14 protein-coding genes are annotated in these 17,072 nt (G+C 71.5%); 5 read left to right on the plus strand and 9 right to left on the minus strand.

The genetic code is table 11. The annotated features are described in order from the left end of the window. Positions 1-153: 153 nt before the first annotated feature. Positions 154-930, minus strand: a complete 777-nt coding sequence (locus ACFV0T_RS15685; protein ID WP_385778709.1) for an SDR family NAD(P)-dependent oxidoreductase — start codon at positions 928-930, stop codon at positions 154-156. Between the two features lie 237 nt (positions 931-1,167). Further along, complete coding sequence (locus tag ACFV0T_RS15690; RefSeq protein WP_385778711.1) at positions 1,168-1,518, minus strand: UBP-type zinc finger domain-containing protein; 351 nt, start codon at positions 1,516-1,518, stop codon at positions 1,168-1,170. Between the two features lie 274 nt (positions 1,519-1,792). On the opposite strand from ACFV0T_RS15690, the gene ACFV0T_RS15695 reads away from it, so the two are divergent. Further along, positions 1,793-2,110, plus strand: coding sequence for a DUF6400 family protein (locus ACFV0T_RS15695; RefSeq protein ID WP_385778713.1), 318 nt, complete (start codon positions 1,793-1,795; stop codon positions 2,108-2,110). Further along, positions 2,097-2,354 (plus strand): hypothetical protein, encoded by a 258-nt coding sequence (locus ACFV0T_RS15700; protein WP_385778715.1) that lies wholly within the window; start codon positions 2,097-2,099, stop codon positions 2,352-2,354. The genes ACFV0T_RS15695 and ACFV0T_RS15700 overlap by 14 nt, the downstream gene beginning before the upstream one ends. Before the next feature lie 53 nt (positions 2,355-2,407). Here ACFV0T_RS15700 and ACFV0T_RS15705 read toward each other — a convergent pair whose 3' ends face one another. Further along, entirely contained in the window at positions 2,408-3,184 is a 777-nt protein-coding gene (locus ACFV0T_RS15705; RefSeq protein WP_385778717.1) for an SDR family oxidoreductase, read from the minus strand. Positions 3,185-3,586: 402 nt separating this feature from the next. Between ACFV0T_RS15705 and ACFV0T_RS15710 the strand changes: the two genes are divergently transcribed. Further along, complete coding sequence (locus ACFV0T_RS15710; protein WP_385778719.1) at positions 3,587-4,654, plus strand: PP2C family protein-serine/threonine phosphatase; 1,068 nt, start codon at positions 3,587-3,589, stop codon at positions 4,652-4,654. Between the two features lie 96 nt (positions 4,655-4,750). Here ACFV0T_RS15710 and ACFV0T_RS15715 read toward each other — a convergent pair whose 3' ends face one another. Together ACFV0T_RS15715 and ACFV0T_RS15720 are read right to left on the minus strand one after the other, a co-directional pair. Further along, the gene (locus ACFV0T_RS15715; protein WP_385778721.1) at positions 4,751-7,510 is read right to left on the minus strand and encodes a SpoIIE family protein phosphatase; all 2,760 of its coding nucleotides are present in this window, start codon (positions 7,508-7,510) and stop codon (positions 4,751-4,753) included. A gap of 53 nt (positions 7,511-7,563) precedes the next feature. Then, positions 7,564-8,418: a DMT family transporter gene (locus tag ACFV0T_RS15720; RefSeq protein ID WP_385778723.1), complete on the minus strand. Its 855-nt coding sequence runs from the start codon at positions 8,416-8,418 to the stop codon at positions 7,564-7,566. Between the two features lie 248 nt (positions 8,419-8,666). On the opposite strand from ACFV0T_RS15720, the gene ACFV0T_RS15725 reads away from it, so the two are divergent. After that, positions 8,667-9,863 carry a cytochrome P450 gene (locus tag ACFV0T_RS15725; protein ID WP_385778725.1) on the plus strand — a complete coding sequence of 399 codons (1,197 nt, stop codon included), beginning with the start codon at positions 8,667-8,669 and terminating at the stop codon, positions 9,861-9,863. A gap of 109 nt (positions 9,864-9,972) precedes the next feature. Here the strand turns inward: ACFV0T_RS15725 and ACFV0T_RS15730 are convergent, their stop codons facing one another. From ACFV0T_RS15730 to ACFV0T_RS15740, 3 genes are all read right to left on the minus strand, one after another. Then, on the minus strand, positions 9,973-10,584 hold the full coding sequence (locus tag ACFV0T_RS15730) for a TetR/AcrR family transcriptional regulator (RefSeq protein WP_385778727.1): 612 nt from the start codon (positions 10,582-10,584) through the stop codon (positions 9,973-9,975). Between the two features lie 53 nt (positions 10,585-10,637). Next, the gene (locus tag ACFV0T_RS15735) at positions 10,638-12,710 is read right to left on the minus strand and encodes a discoidin domain-containing protein (RefSeq protein WP_385778729.1); all 2,073 of its coding nucleotides are present in this window, start codon (positions 12,708-12,710) and stop codon (positions 10,638-10,640) included. A gap of 274 nt (positions 12,711-12,984) precedes the next feature. After that, entirely contained in the window at positions 12,985-13,911 is a 927-nt protein-coding gene (locus ACFV0T_RS15740; RefSeq protein WP_385778731.1) for an SDR family oxidoreductase, read from the minus strand. Positions 13,912-14,025: 114 nt separating this feature from the next. On the opposite strand from ACFV0T_RS15740, the gene ACFV0T_RS15745 reads away from it, so the two are divergent. Beyond that, positions 14,026-14,604 (plus strand): TetR/AcrR family transcriptional regulator, encoded by a 579-nt coding sequence (locus ACFV0T_RS15745; protein ID WP_385778733.1) that lies wholly within the window; start codon positions 14,026-14,028, stop codon positions 14,602-14,604. A gap of 77 nt (positions 14,605-14,681) precedes the next feature. On the opposite strand, the gene helR is transcribed toward ACFV0T_RS15745, so the two are convergent. After that, the gene (gene helR / locus ACFV0T_RS15750; RefSeq protein ID WP_385778735.1) at positions 14,682-16,838 is read right to left on the minus strand and encodes an RNA polymerase recycling motor ATPase HelR; all 2,157 of its coding nucleotides are present in this window, start codon (positions 16,836-16,838) and stop codon (positions 14,682-14,684) included. Positions 16,839-17,072: the final 234 nt, after the last annotated feature.

Below are 17,072 nucleotides of genomic sequence, written 5' to 3' on the forward strand. Positions count from 1 at the left end.
CGGCCCGATCCCGGCTCACGCCCGGCCCGATCCCGGCTCACGCCCGGCCCGATCCCGGCTCACGCCCGGCCCGATCCCGGCTCACGCCCGGCCCGATCCCGGCTCACGCCCGGCCCGGTCCCGGCGTCACACCGGGGCCGGGGCCTGGGGGCCTCAGGCAGCCGAGGCGACGACGGCGACGCCGGTGCGGCCGCCGTCGACGTCCAGGACCGTTCCGTGCACGAAACTCGCCTCGTCGGAGGCGAGGTAGACCGCCGCCCGGGCGACCGAGTCCGGATTCCCGAAGCGGCCGGCCGGGGTGCCCTTCATCATGACGTCACCGGGCCGGGCCCCGGTCTCGCCGGGAGACGACATGCGGACCACCCCGGGAGAAATGGCGTTGACGCGGACACCCTGGGGGCCGAACTCGGCCGCCCAGGCGCGGGTGAGCGCTTCCATCGCCCCCTTGGAGGACGCGTAGACGGCCCCGATCGGGACACCGAGCCGGGCGATCCACGAGCCCAGGTTGATCACCGCGCCACCGCCCGCCACGATCATCGCGGGGGCCACGGCGGCGGTCAGGAAGAACGGTGCCTTGACGTTGACCGCGTAGATCCGGTCGAACGTCTCTTCGTCCGTGTCGGGCGTGGCCGGGCTCGGGTAGATGCCGGCGTTGTTGACCAGGACGTCGATGCGGCCGCCCAGGACTCGGGTGGCTTCCTCGGCGAGGGCGCGGGAGGCGGCCGCGCTGCCGTCGAGATCCGAGGGCAGGAAGTCCGCCTTGCCGCCCGCGGCGCGGATCTCGGCGATGACCTCCTCGCCACGCTCCCGATTGCGACCGGACACCGCGACGTGGGCGCCTTCGGCGGCGAAGGCGAGGGCGATCGCGCGGCCGATGTTGCTGGTGGCGCCTGTGACCAGCGCGGTCTTGTGCTGTAGACGGTTGCTCATGACGCGAACTTCTTCCGTTTCCGCAGGAGGGGCTGATGAGCCCGATGGTGACCGCGAAAAAATGGACCCGCAAGTCCAAAGTCTGCCGCTCCGCAGTCCGGTCGCCTCGGTCGCTCACGCCGGCCCCTCGGTCGCTCACGCCGGTCCGTGCGCTCACGCCGGTCCGTGCGCTCACGTCGGCCGATCACCATCTCGGCCCGGTCGGTCACGTCGGCCCGGCCGCTCAGGCCGGTCCGGTCACTCACATCGCGCGGAGTCGCGGCCAGGGTCGGGGTCGGGATCGCCCGCCGGTCGCAGGTAGACCTCGTCGACGTAACACCAGGCCCAGTCCGCCCGTCGCTCGGCGGACCGGGCGACCGGGTGCCCGGTCGCCTCGTAGTGCGCGGTCGCGTGCCGCCCGGGAGAGCTGTCGCAGCAGCCCAGGTGACCGCAGTCGAGGCACAGGAGCAGGTGCGTCCAGTGACCCCCGTCGGCCTCGCACTCCTGGCAGCCGGATCTGGTCCGCGGCGCGGGGTCGGCGCGGTCCAGATGCGCGCACCGGCGCCCCTCGGGGCGCCCGCCGTCCGGCCGTACCTTCCATGTGCTCATGACGCCCCGGCCGCCTTCCCTCGGTTCCCCTCGGTTCCCATCGGTTTCCTGGTTCCCCTCGGCTTTCTGGTTCCCCTCGGTTTTCTGGTTCCCCTCGGTGCGACGGCTCCCCTCGGTGCGACGGCTCCCCCGGCACCCATGATTCCGGCCCTGTCACCCGTACGGTTGCGACGGGCCCGCGGGGCGGCGTCGCGGGAATCGGCCGACCGCACCGGATGTGACGTCTCCCACCTGCTCTTGCCTCAGCCACGAAGGGCTACCTAAGTTCGGCGACATGTCCCCACATGTTCCGCACCTTCCCGACGGTCCGGGCGACCCCGCCGCCGAGCCGAGCCGCCCCGCCGCCGGCTCGTCGGACGACAACGCCCTGGTCGACTTCTCCGTGGACCTGACGTCGCACGAGATGCTGCGGCGCGCGCACGTGCTGGACGCTCTCGGTCCCGACTGGGATCCCGTGGCGGCGCTGCGCGACGAGGACGCGGCGCACGACCTGCTGTTCTCCGGTCTGAGCGAGGAACAGCAGAAGATCTACGACGATCTGGTCGCGGCGGGTGTCCTCCCCGGGAGAGGAGACGGCCGTGCTGCCTCTTGATCCACAGGCGGACGTCGGACGCCGCGCCTGGGTGGCCTGCCCGAGGTGCGACGACAGTCACGGGTGCGACACCTGTGAACAGCGGCGTACCTGCTCGGAGCACTGGCGCTACCTGCTCGCCAACACCGGCAGCCTGCTGCACCTCCAGTGCCCGTCGTGCACTCATGTCTGGGACCACGAAACCGGCTTCGGAGCGACGCGGTCCCTCGCCCAGCGCATCATCAGCGGCCTGCGGCGCCACTGACCGCCGGGGCCGTACCGCGCGCGGCGGGCACTGCGGGTGACCCGCGCCGACGGTCAGCGCGGAAGTAGCTGCTGGCCACCGTCGATGTCGTAGGTCGCGCCGGTGAGCGCGTCGTTGCACATGATGTGTACGGCGAGGGCGGCGACGTCGGCCGGTCCGACGACCCGCCGGATGGGCAGACTGGTACGCAACTCCTCGCGCCGGGCTTCGAGTTGGTCACCCAGGAGTGACGCCGACAGGGGAGTGTCGACGAATCCGGCGGCGATCAGGTTCACCCGGATCGGTGCGATCTCGAGTGCCAGGTTGGCGACGAGCGCGGGCAGCGCCGCGGTGACGGCGGAGACGATGGTCATGCCGACACCCGGGCGCCGGCCGCCGGTGCCGCCGATGAAGAGCAGCGTGCCCCCGGCCCTGACCTTGTCACGGCTGAACAAGGCGACCGCCAGGGCCATGGTGAGACGCTCACCGAACTGGCGGCGGGCCTCGCCGAGGTCCATGTCCGCCAACGGGATGTAGGCGGGACCGCCGGCGGTGACCATGACGTGGTCGACCGGACCGGGCAGATCCCGGAAGAACTGTTCGAGGCTGTCGGTCTCGAAGGCGTCGAACGCCGCCGTGCTCAGCGGCTGGAGTTCGGCCGCCGCCTGCCGCAGCCGCTCGGGGTCACGGCCGACCAGGACCAGCTGTCCGCCGTGCGCCCGCACCTGACGGGCGGTCTCCAGCCCCATCCCCGCACTGGCGCCGATCACCACGACCGTCTGGCCGGCGAGGGCGCCGCCGCCGGGGCCGACGGCCGGATCACGGTCGGGGGTCGGGTCGCTGCCAGTCATCGGTACCTCCGGGTGTCAGCCGGTACGGATGGTGTGCGTCCCCGAGGTGGACGACCCTTGGCCGGCGTACCCGTGGCCGGCGTACCCGTGGCCGATGATCATCGCGACCATGGCCGAAGAGTGTCCTCGCCCGTCAACCTACCGGTTTGCCCGACCCGACGCGCGGCGTGCCGGGGACCTCCCCGTCGTAGGATTGCCCCAAAGATCCTGACATGCCCTGTTGGAGCAATGGTCGGGTTGAGCTGTCGAGCCGCATCACATCAGGCCCGTTGTCGTGATCCAGCACCGCCAGGAGTCCTTGTGTACAGGCCGCGTGAAGGGACCCGCAGGGTTCTTCGTCGGGACCCGGGCGGCGCCACCGCCGGCCCGGCCGACTCTCCGGCCACGAGGTCGCCTCTGTGGGTGCGCTGGCTGCCGGCCCTCTACGTCGGCGTGATCCTGGCGGTCGAACCCGTCACCCCGGTGCAGTGGCCGGTGAGCTTCCTGCTCATCGCCCTTCCCGTGGTCGCCGCCTACGCCCACGGCCCGGTCGCGGTCGCCGCCATCACGGTCTTCGCCGTCGTGTTCGAAGGTGTCCTGGCCGGCACTCCGTGCTGCGCGGGCCGTTCGCTCGGATATCTGTGGGACCGCTACTACGTGTTCACCTACGTCTCCACCGCCCTGGTGGGCGTCCTCGGCGCGATTCTCGCCGCCCACCGGATCCGCCGGGAACGCACGCTCGCCAGCGTGCGTTCCGTGGCCGAGACCGCACAGCAGGTGCTGCTGAGCCCGGTGCCCCGTCGTCTGGGCCAGGTCTGTGTGGAGACCCTCTACCTGTCCGCGGCGGCGGAGGCCCGCATCGGTGGCGATCTCTACGAGGCGGTGCCCTGCAACTACGGGATCCGGCTGCTCATCGGTGATGTCCGCGGCAAGGGCCTGGTCGCGGTGGAGACGGCGGCGACGATGCTCGGCGCCTTCCGCGAGGCCGCGCACGACGAGCCCGATCTGGTCGCGGTGGCCCACCGGGTGGAGCGGAGCATGACCCGCAGAGCCGCCCAGCTGCCGGGCAGCGAGGTGGCCGAACGCTTCGTCACCGCGGTGTTCGCCGAGATTCCCGACCACGAGCCCGTGGTCCGCATCGTCAACTGCGGCCATCCACCGCCGCTGCTCATCGGCCGCGACGGGGTCACCGAGCTGGACTCGTCCGATCCCTCGCCGCCCCTCAACCTCGGCGTGCTGGTCGGGGACGACTACCACGTGGACGTACGGCGTTTCCGCCCCGGCGACCAACTCCTGCTGTACACCGACGGCGTGACCGAGACGCGGGACCGCGACGGAGTCTTCTACCCGCTCACCGACCGTATCCGGTCATGGGGCCCCCTCAGCCCTCGCGAACTACTCGACCATCTCCACAAGGACCTGCTGGACTACAGCGGCGGGCGCCTCGACGACGACACCGCCGCCCTCGCCGCCTACCGTGACCCAGGGTGAGCCCCGGAGCCGAATCCGAACCAGGGACAAGGCCGGCGACGTGGACCGCGCCAGGGGCAGAACCGGGGCCAGGACCGGAGCCAGGACCGGCGGGCTTCACGCCGGAGGCTGCGGGGTGGCCTCCCCCTCGTCCGGGCGATCCCCGTCCGGTCCGGGCGGCTTCCGGCCGGGCTCCTCGATGACCTCCGGCAGTGCCAGTTCGGCCCAGATCACCTTGCCCTGCGCGGTGTAGCGGGTGCCCCAGCGCTCGGAGATCTGCGACACCAGGAACAGGCCCCGGCCGCCCTCGTCCATCGTCGCCGCGTAGCGCAGATGCGGCGAGGTGCTGCTGCCGTCGGCCACCTCGCAGATCAGCGACCGGTCGCGGATCAGCCGTACCCGGATGGGGTCGGAGCCGTAGCGGATGGCGTTGGTGATGAGCTCGCTCAGGACGAGTTCCACGCTGAAGCCGCACTCGCCGAAGCCCCACGCGTCGAGCGTCTCGGACACCGCGTCGCGCATCACCGCGACGGCTGCCGGGTCGCGCGGTACGCCCCAGTCGGCGACCCACTCGCGCGGCAGGCCCCGGGTGCGGGCGATGAGCAGGGCCACGTCGTCCTTGGGCCGACAGGGCAGCAGCTCGTCCAGCACGGCCTGGCAGCTGTCCTCGGGCGATCGGTCGGGATGACCTGCCAGCGCGTCGGCCAGCAGTTGCATGCCCACGTCCAGGTCACGCTTGCGGTCCTCGATGAGGCCGTCGGTGTACAGGACGAGCTGGGTGCCCTCCGCGAGCTCCAGCTCGGCGGTCTCGAACGGCATGCCGCCCAGGCCGAGCGGAGGCCCGGCCGGCAGGTCGGGGAAGGTGACGGACCCGTCGGGGTGCACCAGCGCGGGCGCCAGATGCCCCGCGCGCGCCATGACGCAGCGGCGCGTGACCGGATCGTAGATCGCGTACAGGCAGGTGGCGCCCACGACTCCCACGGCGCTGTCCGTGCCGGCCTCGTCCTGGTCGATGCGGCCGACCAGATCGTCCACATGGCTCAGCAGCTCGTCGGGCGGCAGATCGAGCGAGGAGAAGTTGTGCACCGCGGTCCGCAGCCGCCCCATCGTGGCCGCGGCGTGCAGGCCGTGGCCGACCACGTCGCCGACGGCCAGCGCGACCCGGGTGCCCGGCAGGGGGATCACGTCGAACCAGTCGCCGCTCACGCCCGACTGGGCGGGCAGGTAGCGATAGCCGACCTCGAGGGCGGTCAGCTCGGGCAGGGCCCGAGGCAGCAGGCTGCGCTGGAGAGTGACCGCCAGGGCGTGTTCGCGGGTGTAGCGGCGGGCGTTGTCGAAGCTGACCGCGGCACGGGCCACCAGCTCCTCCGCCAGCGACAGCTCCTCCTCGTCGAAGGGCTCGTGCCGGGCGAAGCGCCAGAAGTTGGCCATGCCCAGTACGACACCGCGGGCCTGGATCGGGGCGGCGATCAGGGACCGGATCCCGTAGTCGATGATCGCCTTGGTGCGTTCGGGGTCCTGGGCGTGCCAGCCCGTGGCGGTCGACAGGTCGGTCACCAGCTCGGAGTGGCCGGTGCCGTAGCCACGCGCCTGGGGCGTGGACGGCACGAAGTCGATCAGCCGGCCCTCCTCGTAGAGCGGATGATCGTCCCTGACCCCGTACACGGCTGTGCGCCGCAGGTCGGTGGCGGTGTTGGCCGGGTCCTCGCCGCGCAGCACGGCGTCGGCCAGGTCCACGGTGACGAAGTCGGCGAAGCGCGGGACCGCGACCTTGGCCAGTTCGTCGGCGGTGCGCCGCACGTCCAGGGTGGTACCGATCCCGAGGCCGGCGTCGTACAGCAGCTTGAGCCGCTCCCGGGCGACCTCGGCCCTGCCGGTCAGCGCCTGCAGCTCGGTGGAGTCGCGCAGCGTCGCCACGGTGCCCTTGGGGCCTCCGTCACGATCGGTGGGCCGCTGGTTGACCGCCAGCAGCCGCTCTCCGGTGAAGTGCACCTCGTCGGTGGCCTCGCGGCCCGAGGCGAGCAACTCCGTCATCTCGGGGTCGAGGCCCGGCACCTCCGACACGAGCCGGCCCTCGGCGTCCGGGGGCAGCTCCAGCAGTCGGCTGGCCTCGTCGTTCGCCAGCAGCAGCCGCCCGTCGCCGGAGACGATGAGCACGCCTTCGCGTACGGAGTGCAGCACGGCGTCGTGGTGCTCGTACATGCGGGCCATCTCGTCCGGGGCCAGGCTGTGGGTCTGCCGTCGCAGCCGCTTGGCCACCAGCGCCGTCCCGCCGGTGGCCACCGCGAGCGCCCCGGCCCCGGTGCCCAGGATGATCGGCAGTTGCCGGTCCACCGCGTTGGTCACGTTCTTGACCTTCAGCCCGGCGGAGACGAGACCTACCACCTTGCCGCCGGTGTTCTCGACCGGGACCGTGGCCTGTACCTCCTGCCCGAGCGGGCCGTGCACGCTCTCCGTGTACACCTTGCCCGCCAGCGACGGCCCGATGGTGCCGACGAACTGCTTGCCGATCAGGCTGGGCAGCGGATGGGTGTAGCGCATGCCCTTGGTGTCCATCACCACGATGAAGTCGACGCCGGCGGCCTTGCGCGCCGCCTCGGTGAGCGGCTGGAGGATCTTGCTCGGGTTCGGGCTCTGGAGCGCGGCCGCGACGCCGGGAGAGTGCGCGAAGGTCTGGGCCACGGCCACGGAGCGATGCTCCGCCTCGGCCTTGGTGTCCCACTGGGACTGCAGGACGACGGCGAGCACGCCACAGGCCACGAGCAGCACGACCAGGGCCACCTGGAGGAACAGCACCTGCCCAGCCACGCTTCGCGGGCTCTTGCTGGTCAGGGGCCTGAGCCGTAGGCGTCGAAAATCGGCGAATCGATTCGCCATGTGACCTTTCTAGCACTGGTGATCCCGTGCGGCCATGGACACGCCGCCCGTGGCTACCTGGGGACGGCGGTCATCCGGGCTGCCGCACGGCTCAGACCGACCACTCCCACGACGACGAGCAGGGCACCCAGCGCCTCGGGCAGCAGCCACCAGCCGGTGCGGATCTCCTCGTCGAACAGGAAGATCCCCAGCGCGAGGCTCACCGTCGCGTCCCCGATCGTCAGCGCCGGCTGGGAGGCGACCAGGGGGCCCGCCTGGAGCGCGCTCTCCAGCAGGACGATCGCGGCGATCCCGGCCAACGCGAACCCGTACGTCTGCCACGCGCGCAGGAAGGCCGGAAAGCCGTCGTCCGCGAAGGTGCCGGTCGCGGATTTCAGCAGGGCCGCGGTCAGGGCGTTGCCGATCGCGGCGGCCGCCGCCAGCACCGCGGCGCGGAAGGCCTGCGGCCGTTCCGGTCGGGCCATCACCAGGGCCGCGCCCATCGCGCCCAGACACAGCACGAGCACCGGAAGCCAGCGGACCATGGAGCTCTGGTCCTCGGCCCCCCTCGGTGCGGCCGAGACCAGGACGAGCGCCAGGCCCGCCACCACGCAGACCACTCCCAGCCAGCCCGCGGCCGACAGCCGGCGGTGCATCAACGGAATGACGACGAGCAGGGCGAACGGAAGTTCCAGGATGAACAGCGGCTGGACGAGTGCCAGCGGCCCGTTCACCAGCGCGAGGGCCTGGAAGAGCGCGGCCCCGGCCACGCCCGCGATGCCGATCAGCCAGACGGGTCTCCCCATCAGCTCGACCAGCAGCCGCAGCCCGCTCCTGGTGCTGGTGGACGCCGCCTTGCGCTGGAACGCGGTCCCCACGGCATTGCTCATGGCACCCATGACGGCGAACACCGCAGCCAGTTCGATCACATTCGGTCGCCTCCCCGGGAAATGGGCCCTGTCCCAGTTTCGGAAGGCAACGGCGGCACGACCACTCGGCGCCGCCGCACCCCACGTGCGTGCCGGCCGGGAAGCCCGAGGTTGTCCGGAAAATCGCGCTCGCCCCGATTACGCAAGCGTTACAGTCGGTGATCGGTCAGGTACTGATCCAACAGGGTGAACCAGCCCGCGGTCGCCAGGCGCGGCCGGGCTCCGTCCCACCCGTGAGAGGTGCGTCCATGGGCATCGTCGACCTCGCCGCGCTCGGTGAGTCCTTCACCCGGGACCCGTATCCCGTGTACGCCCGGTTACGGGCCGAGGGCCCGGTCCACCGGATCCGGATGCCGGAGGGCGGCGCGCCGGCCTGGCTCGTCGTCGGATACGAGGCCGGGCGGGCCGCACTGGCGGATCCCCGCCTGTCCAAGGACTGGGGCAAGGCGTCCCCCGCGCTGCCGCTGGCGGCCGTCTCCTCGGGCCCTCATATGCTCAGGGCCGACCCGCCGGACCACACGCGGCTGCGTAAGCTGATCGCCCGGGAGTTCACCGCGCGCCGGGTGGCGGAGCTCGCCCCGCGCGTCCAGCGGACCACCGACACGCTCCTGGACCGGATGCTCGCCGCCCCCGAAGGGCGCGTCGACCTCGTCGAGGCACTGTCGTTCCCGCTGCCGATCTCCGTGATCTGCGAGCTGATCGGCGTACCGGACCTGGACCGCGCGTCCTTCAGAACGTGGTCGAACGACGCGCTCGGCGCCACCGACCCCGAGGACCGCGCGGTCGCCGCGGCGGCGATGGCGCGGTACATCGTGGAACTGGTGGACGGCAAGCGTCGGCGGCCCGGCCGGGACCTCCTGAGCGCGCTGATCCACGGCTCGGACGAGGACGGCGACCGGCTGTCGCACGAGGAACTCGTCGGGACGACCTGGCTGCTGCTCGTCGCCGGCCATGAGACCACCGTCAACCTCATCTCCAACGGCGTCCTCGCTCTGCTCACCCATCCCGATCAACTGGCCGTCCTGCGCGCGGACTTCACCCTCATCGACAGCGCCGTCGAGGAGATGCTGCGCTACGACGGTCCGGTGGAGACCCCCACCTTCCGCTTCACCACCGAGCCGGTGACGATCGGCGGCACGCTCATCCCCGCCGGCGGCGAACTCGTCCTCGTCGCCATGGCCGACGCCAACCACGACCCGGCCCGCTTCCCCTCCCCGCAACGCTTCGACATATCCCGTGACACACGCGGCCATGTGGCGTTCGGCCACGGCATCCATTACTGCCTGGGGGCGCCACTGGCCCGCCTGGAGGCGCGCATCGCCATCAGGACGCTGCTGGAACGCTGTGCCGACCTGACCCTGGACATCCACCCCGCGGCGCTCACCTGGCGCTCGGGCATGCTGATCCGCGGCCCGCGCAGCCTGCCCGTACGGTTCAAGCTGTAGCCCTGGAACCGGCAGATCCCGAGACCACCGCGACCCGTTCCCCGGCGACATGAACCGCGGCAGCACCGCGGCAGCGGCTTCCCGAACGGGAACGGTCTTCCGCGTCCGGTCAGGGGCGCGGACCGGGGTCTTCCGCGACCAGGCCGACGATGTGGGCGGTGACCGTGTCGAGGATGTCGCTCCAGCCGGAATCCTCGCCGAGCACGAGGTAGTTGAGGGTCAGCCCGTCGGTCATGGCGGCCAGATAGCGGGCCAGTACGGAGACGGGCACCCGAAGTCGCAGGTCCATGCTCCGGCACAACTGGTCGATCAGCTGGGCGTACGCGTCGCCGTACAGCTCGTACTGGCGTCGCGCCAGGTGGGCGAACTCCGGTCGGCGCAGGGCGTACTGCGTCAGCTCGTAGGTGAGCATGTGCTCGTCGGGGTGGGCGAGGACATGGTCCCAGTACGCCTGGAACCCGGCCCGTACGGTCCCCTCGAGGGTGCTCCTGGGGCGCAGGGCCTGCCGTACGACGGTCACGGAGTGGTCGGTGATGGTCGTGATGACGGACTCCACGAGGGCCTGCTTGGAGTCGAAGCAGTAGTGGAAGACGCTCAGGGACACGTCCGCCTCGGTGGCGATGGCCCGGGTCGTCGTCCTGTCGACGCCGTCCCGGGTCATCACCCTGATCGCCGCTTCCGTCAGCTGTCGGCGCCGTTCGGCCGACGGCATCCGTGCCATCCGTGTGTCCTTCGTGCTCGTGCAGGCCGCCCGCCGACCGGGCGCGGTCGCGATCAGCTGCTGTGCACGCCCACCTCGTAGAGCGAGTAGCCCCAGTCGGTGCCGCGGGCCAGGCCGTGGACGCGGACGTAGCGGGCGGGTGTGGCGGTGAACAGGGCGGTGTCGAGGCCGCCGTCACCGGACGTGGTGGACCAGGCGGTCTGCCAGGTCGTCCCGTCGGCGGAGAGTTCGACGCGGTACGACTTCCCGTACGCGCGTTCCCAGTCGAGCGTGACGCGCCGGACCAGGTGGGTGGAGCCCAGGTCGACGCGCAGCCACTGGTCGTCGCTCCAGTCGCTGGCCCAGCGGGTGTTGCGGGCGCCGTCCACGGCCTGGCCCGGCGCGTAGCTCGTGAACGGGTTCCACTCCGCCGAACTGGCCGTGGTCGCGGCGCCCTGGGCGAGGTTGACGCCGGCCTGGTGCCGCTCGGACGCTCCCCAGGTGTCGAGGTAGGACTCGGCGCCCCGGAAGAGGTCGTTCACCACGTCCTGGCCGCCGACGTGCCGGATGTCCTCGATCCAGTCCGGTACCAGGCCGTAGTGCGCGGCCCCGTCGGTGTTGAGGTCCCAGGTCCGCTGACCGGTCGTCTGCCTGTCGATGACGGAGCCGCCGTCCACGCTGCGGAAGGGATAGGTGACCGGGTTGGGGGCGGTCGCGCCGCGCGGTGCCGGCCAGCCGCCGACGCCGTTCATGTCCGTTCCGAAGCCGTAGCCCACGCCGTACTTGTCGCGCAGCGCGTCCGTACGCTTCGCTTCCGCGCTGAACTGCTCGGAGCCGTGCATGTACTGGGCGATGAAGCCGCCGAGACCGTAGACCCGCTCGGTCCAGTTCAGATCCATCCAGCTGTGCGAGGAGATCACGCCCGGGTAGGACTCGGACTCGAGGATGTCGAGCGCGCGGCCGGTGGCCTTGACGCTCATGTGGTCGACCTCCAGCATCATCTTGCGTTTCACCATGCCGCGTACGGCGTACTCGCCGAGTTCGGTGAGCCCGCGCGTGTTGCACTGCGCGTCCGCGTCGTACGAGGGGACCGCCACGCCCGCCGGAAGGTCCTTCTCCGCCCCGGAAGCCGCGGTGCCGATGGGGTTGTCGTGCTGGGGACCGGTGCACTTCTCGGTCTTCCAGAAGGTGCCGGTCGACAGGAACTGCCCGACGTTGATGGCGGTGCCGAGGCCGCCCTCGTCGAAGCGGACCCCGCACAGCGCGTTGTCGAACTTGTGGCACAGGAACATGCTGCGCACGCCCAGCCCGTACAGCTCGTCCAGTCCGGCGTCGATGTCGGCCTTGCTGCACTGCGGGATGTCCAGGATCTGCTTGCAGCCGAACGGTTCGGAGGTCTCCACGCCCAGGACGACGGCCAGCTTGCCCTGCTTGATGACCTCGCGGGCCTGTGCGCTGTCGGTGACGATCCGGAACCAGCCCTTGCCGGTGCCGCCGTACATCTTGTCGACGTACGCCTGGAGGTCGTACGTCAGCTTCGCCTGGAGCCGGATCGACGTCATCTCGTCGCAGCTGCGGTCCTTGAAGAAGTACACCGAGCAGATCACGCCGTTGGTGACGAGGTCGTTGACGAGTACCCGCTGTCCGCCGCGCCAGGCCCGCTCCACCCACGCGTAGTAGTTCTGCTGGTGGGTGAGCGAGTCGTGCGCGGGCCAGTCCTTGAAGGTGGGCCAGCCGACCGGGTCGTGCCTGCCGTCGCCGCCCTTGGTGATGTAGTCGAAGATCGCGAGCGAGCCGTCCGGGTAGTGCTCGGGACAGTCCTTGAGCGCGTCTGCGACTCCGGCGTCGGAGAACGTCTTGCCGCAGATGAGCCGGCCGCCGAAGGCCTCGTTCGCCATCAGGTGGTCGTGCGCGTCCACGAAGCCGCGCACCTCGCCCTGGGCGTCGACCCCCGTGAACGGCTCGCCGGTCACGTTGATCTGGGAGTCCGGCGCGGGCCGTGCGGTCGGAGTCCACCAGTCGGTGCCTGCCGCCGCCGAACTCGACGTGGGGCCGAGGGCCATGGCGAGGACGAAGAAGAGCAGCGAAACAAGGGTGACGCGAGGGCGTCCGCGGTACGTGCGTCCAGTCGTGCTCACTACCCACATCCCCGGGTCGACGGGATGGCACGGTCGACGGACCGGGCTGTCCGAGGCCCGAGGGACCACGAGTCCGGATTGTCATGACCGGCGCAAAACTTGCGACGAGCATGACCACGGACGCCTAACGAGTCAAGAGTCCGGGACGCTTGACCTGATGGCGTGTGAGAAACCCTGCGGCCGGGTGTGGTCGCCCCTCGGGACGGACGGGTGGTGGCGGGTTGACGCCCGGGAGCGCCGGCCCGCGCAGGGACCAGGGCGCTCCCGGGGCACTTCGGGCCGGTCAGGAGGTGGAGGCGGCAGCGGTGTGGAAGTAGTGGCCCTTGTCGAGATCCTGGAGGAGTCCGGGGTGGTTCGGCTCCCAGCCCAGCAGTTCGCGGGTCAGGGTGTTCGACGCCGGGGAGTCGGCGCCGAGGAAGGCGCCGAGCCAGGCGAAATGCTCCACGGCGGCCTCGGGCGCCACGGAGGTCACCGGCACGCCGAGGTGGCGGCCGATCACCTCGGCGACGTCGCGGATCGCGACCCCCTCCTCCGCCACGCCGTGCAGCATCGATCCGGCGGGGGCCTGTTCGGCCGCCAGCCGGAACAGCCGTGCGGCGTCGAGGCGGTGGACGGCCGGCCAGCGGTTTGCGCCGTCGCCCGGGTAACCGGAGACGCCCCGGTCGCGGGCGATGGCGACCAGGGTCGTCATGAAGCCGTTGTCCCCCTCGCCGTGACAGGTCGGAGAGAGCCGGACCACGGAGGAGCGCACGCCGCGCGAGGCGAGTGCGAGCACCGCCTGGGCGGTGGCCGCTCGCGTGGCGACCGGCGAACCGTCGAGCGTGGGCATGTCCCGTTCGGTCGCCACCCGCCCGGGTGCGAGGCCGACCACGCCGGAGGCGAGGACGAAGGGCCGGTCGGTGCCGGTCAGCGCGTCACCGAGGGCGTCAACGGCACGACGATCGGCCTCGGCGGCGTCCTGGAAGCCGCCACCGAAGGCGATGTCGTGCTTGAAGGCGAGGTGGATCACGCCGTCCGACGCGGCGGCCGCGTCCCGCAGGACATCGAGGTCGTCGACGGTGCCGCGGACGGCTTCCGCCCCGGCCGCGGTGAGCGCGGCGGCGGAGGCGTCGGAGCGGGCGAGCCCGACGACCCGGTGCCCCGCGTCGACGAGCTCGGGCACGACGGCGGATCCGATCCAGCCGGACGCGCCGGTCACGAAAATGCGCATGGGAGGAACCCCAGACTGTTGAGGTCGGCTGACTGACGTCAGCCAAGTGATGTCAGTTGCTGTCATCGACGCTAGCACCTGATGTCAGCGACTGTCATCACGTAGGATCTGCGCATGGGCAGATGGGAGCCGGACGCGCGTGGGCGCCTGGCGAAGGTGGCGTTGGAGCTCTACAGCGAGCGCGGGTACGAACAGACCACGGTGGCGGAGATCGCCAAGCGGGCCGGGCTCACGGAGCGGACCTTCTTCCGGCACTACGCCGACAAGCGCGAGGTGCTCTTCGCCGGCTCGGGCCGGTTGCAGGAGCTGTTCGTGCGGGCGGTCGCCGGCGCCCCGGAGTCCTCGGCGCCGATCGACGCGCTCGCGGTGGGCCTGGACGCGGTGTCCGAGACGTTCGCCGACCGCCGTGAGTTCGCGCGCAAGCGCCAGACCGTCATCATGGCGAACGCGGAACTCCACGAACGTGAGCTGATCAAGCTCGCCTCGATGTCGGCCGCGCTCGCCGGGACCCTGCGCGAGCGCGGCGTACCGGAACCGGCCGCGAGCCTCACCGCCGAGGCGGGTGTCGCCGTCTTCAAGGTCGGCTTCGAGCGCTGGATCGTGGCGAGCGAGGAACGCGACATGGCGGCCCTGATGCGGGACTCGCTCGCCGAGCTCAAGGCCGTCACAGCGGGCGCCGACTCACCCTCGTGAGCGTCGGGGGCGGTGAACAGGCCCCCGCCGGGGCGGGGCGGTGAGCACAGGCCGCCCCCTCCCCCGCCCCGACGACGTCAGGAGTTCGCGCCGGTGAGGACGACGAGCCGCCGGGTCGCCCTGGTCATCGCGACATAGCGGTCGACGGCCCCTTCGACCCCCTCGCCGAAGGCCTCCGGGTCGACGAGGACGACCAGGTCGAACTCCAGCCCCTTCGACAGCTGCGGGGTCAGCGACCGGACCCGGGAGGTCACCCGGAACGTGGGGTCGCCGATGACGCAGGCGATCCCGTCGGCGTTCGAGGCGAGCCAGGTGTCGAGGATCGAGTCCCGGTCCGAGACCCTTCCGTGGACGACGGGGACCCCGCCGCTACGGACGGAGGTCGGCACGTTGGCGTCCGGGAGCACCGCCCTGATGACCGGCTCGGCCTCCGCCATGACCTCTTCCGGAGTGCGGTAGTTGATGCTCAGGGAGGCCACCTCGACCCGGTCGAGCCCGATCCGTTCGAGCCGTTCCCGCCACGACTCCGTGAACCCGTGCCGGGCCTGGGCGCGGTCACCGACGACGGTGAAGCTCCGGGACGGGCAGCGCAGCAGCAGCATCTGCCACTCCGCGTCGGTCAGTTCCTGCGCCTCGTCCACGACGACGTGCGCGAACGGCCCCGCGAGCAGGTCGGGTTCGGTGCCGGGCAGGGCGCTCTCGTCGACGAGGCTGTCCTTCAGGTCCTGGCCGATCAGCATCGTCACCGCGCCCTCGCCGTCGGGATCGGCGTCGAGGATGTTGTCGATGACGCCCGCCATGCGCTCGCGTTCGGCGGCGATCGTCGCTTGGCGGCGCCGCTCGCGCAGCGACGCAGCCGGGTCGCCGAGCCGCCGGCGTGCCGCGTCCAGGATCGGCAGATCGGACACCGTCCAGGCCTGGGCGTCGGCGCGTTGGAGCTTGCGGACGTCGTCGGGGCCGAGCCAGGGCGCGCACATCCGCAGATACGCGGGCACCGACCACAGGTCCCCGACGAGGTCGGTCGCCTCGATCAGCGGCCAGGCGCGGTCGAGTGTCCCGACCAGCTCCCTGTCGTGCTCCAGCGCTCTGCGGAACTGGTCGGGCGAGACCTCGTCGCCGTCGTGCCTGTCCAGCAGGATCGTGAGCAGTTCCTCCCAGATCAGCTCGCGCGCCTCGTTGTGCGGGGTGCCCGGTCCCGGTGCCGTGAACGCCTCGGCCCAGTCGTCGGCGCTCAGCCGGACGTCGGACCACGGGGTCGTCACCGTCATTCCCTGGGCGGGTGGTTCCTCGTAGAACCTGACGGCCTGCTCGATCGCCCGCACCATGTCCGCGGACGACTTCAGGACGGCCACGTCAGGGTCGGTCTCCGCCGCGGCTTCGGCGCCCTCGGCGACGAGGTCGCGCAGGGTGCAGGTCCGCACGCCCTCCTCGCCGAGGCTGGGCAGGACGTCGGCGACGTAGGCCAGGTAGGGCTGGTGCGGGCCGACGAACAGCACGCCGCCCCGGCGGTGACCGAGACGGGGGTCGGAGTAGAGGAGGTAGGCGGAGCGGTGCAGCGCGACGACGGTCTTGCCCGTACCCGGGCCGCCGTCGACGACGAGGGCACCGCGGGATCCCGCCCGGATGATGGCGTCCTGGTCGGCCTGGATGGTGGCGAGCACGTCGCGCATCCGGGGCGACCGGCTGCCGCCCAGGCTCGCGATGAAGGCGGACTGGTCGTCGAGCGCGGCGTGCCGTTCGAGTCCGTCGGCGGTGAACACCTCGTCCCAGTAGTCGCTGATCCGGCCCCGGGTCCAGCGGTACCGGCGACGGCTCGCCAGGCCCATCGGGTTGGCGTGGGTCGCCGCGAAGAACGGCTCGGCCGCGGGGGAACGCCAGTCGGTGAGGAGCCGACGGCCCGTGCTGTCGGTGAGGCCGAGCCGTCCGATGTACAGGGGCTCGGAGCCGTCCGCGCCGACGATGTGGCCGAGGCACAGGTCCAGGCCGAAGCGGCGCAGGGCGCGCAGCCGACCGGTCAGCCGGTGGATCTCCAGGTCCCGGTCCATCGCCTGCCGGCCGACGCCTCCGGGAGCCCTGCGCTCGGCGTCCAGACGGTCGGACAGTTCGGTGATCGCCTGCTCCAGACTCTCCGCGACGGCCACGAAGTGCCGCTCGTCGCCGGCGATCAGCGCCGGATCGGCCTTGGGCGAGAGACGGTCGGGAAGGTCGAACGCGCTGGTGGTCAGAGGGGTCATGTCAGCAACCCCCGTCCATGGCCACGTCCACGCACACCCGCTGCTCCACGCCGTCCGCCCGTGACCACGGCGCGGGTCCCACCGCCGGTTCGACCTCGGCGTGCGACCCGGATACCGACCACAACACATGCACTTCGTGAATCTCCGATCTCGTCGGGTTCCGGTCTCGGCCAGCGATTCTGCGGCACGACCGGGGCCTTGCCGCAAACCCCCCGGTGCGCTATAAGTTGAGAG

Source organism: Streptomyces sp. NPDC059582 (genome assembly GCF_042735715.1).
In the GTDB taxonomy this organism is placed as follows: Bacteria; Actinomycetota; Actinomycetes; order Streptomycetales; family Streptomycetaceae; genus Streptomyces.

What these genes read in the sequence shown, in the direction of transcription:
- ACFV0T_RS15685 (WP_385778709.1), bottom strand. Translation starts at nt 930, where the DNA reads ATGAGCAACCGTCTACAGCACAAGACCGCGCTGGTCACAGGCGCCACC.
- ACFV0T_RS15690 (WP_385778711.1), bottom strand. Translation starts at nt 1,518, where the DNA reads ATGAGCACATGGAAGGTACGGCCGGACGGCGGGCGCCCCGAGGGGCGC.
- ACFV0T_RS15695 (WP_385778713.1), top strand. Translation starts at nt 1,793, where the DNA reads ATGTCCCCACATGTTCCGCACCTTCCCGACGGTCCGGGCGACCCCGCC.
- ACFV0T_RS15705 (WP_385778717.1), bottom strand. Translation starts at nt 3,184, where the DNA reads ATGACTGGCAGCGACCCGACCCCCGACCGTGATCCGGCCGTCGGCCCC.
- ACFV0T_RS15715 (WP_385778721.1), bottom strand. Translation starts at nt 7,510, where the DNA reads ATGGCGAATCGATTCGCCGATTTTCGACGCCTACGGCTCAGGCCCCTG.
- ACFV0T_RS15725 (WP_385778725.1), top strand. Translation starts at nt 8,667, where the DNA reads ATGGGCATCGTCGACCTCGCCGCGCTCGGTGAGTCCTTCACCCGGGAC.
- ACFV0T_RS15730 (WP_385778727.1), bottom strand. Translation starts at nt 10,584, where the DNA reads ATGGCACGGATGCCGTCGGCCGAACGGCGCCGACAGCTGACGGAAGCG.
- ACFV0T_RS15735 (WP_385778729.1), bottom strand. Translation starts at nt 12,710, where the DNA reads ATGTGGGTAGTGAGCACGACTGGACGCACGTACCGCGGACGCCCTCGC.
- ACFV0T_RS15740 (WP_385778731.1), bottom strand. Translation starts at nt 13,911, where the DNA reads ATGCGCATTTTCGTGACCGGCGCGTCCGGCTGGATCGGATCCGCCGTC.
- ACFV0T_RS15745 (WP_385778733.1), top strand. Translation starts at nt 14,026, where the DNA reads ATGGGCAGATGGGAGCCGGACGCGCGTGGGCGCCTGGCGAAGGTGGCG.
- helR (WP_385778735.1), bottom strand. Translation starts at nt 16,838, where the DNA reads ATGACCCCTCTGACCACCAGCGCGTTCGACCTTCCCGACCGTCTCTCG.